This window comes from Bacillus sp. P4_D3 (assembly GCF_056401855.1).
Genome location: NZ_JBFUIN010001364.1, coordinates 1 through 510, shown reverse-complemented (window position 1 = coordinate 510; position 510 = coordinate 1). Strand labels below are relative to the sequence as shown.

Sequence of the window (510 nt, the reverse complement as noted above, 5' to 3'; positions counted from 1 at the left end):
AATTGTACAAGATCAAAAGAATGCAAGAGCACATGCTCTTACATGGGATACACAAGTAAAAAAACAGCTTTTAGATACATTGACAGGCATTGTTGAATACGACACAACATTTGACAATTATTATGAAACAATGGTAGATGCGATTAATGCAGGGGATGGAGAAACTTTAAAAGAAGGAATTACAGATTTACGAGGTGAAATTCAACAAAACCAAAAGTCTGCACAACAGTTAATACAAGAATTAACTAAATTAAGAGACGCTATTGGACAAGATGTTAGAGCATTTGGAAGTAATAAAGATCTCTTGCAATCGATTTTAAAAAACCAAGGAGCTGATGTTGAGGCCGATCAAAAACGTCTAGATGAAATTTTAGGATCAGTAAATTATTATAAACAATTAGAATCTGATGGATTTAATGTAATGAAGGGTGCCCTTTTTGGCCTACCGTTAATTGGTGGTCTAATAGTACTCGGAGCACAAGGTAATTTATCTAAGTTAGAGCCTACATT

At 33.9% G+C, this 510-nt stretch carries 1 protein-coding gene; it reads left to right on the top strand.

All coding sequences use genetic code 11. From position 1 onward, the window contains the following. Positions 1–510, top strand: a 510-nt coding sequence (locus tag AC1DTM_RS31370) for an alpha-helical pore-forming toxin family protein (RefSeq protein ID WP_477001807.1), incomplete at both ends; no start/stop codon positions are given.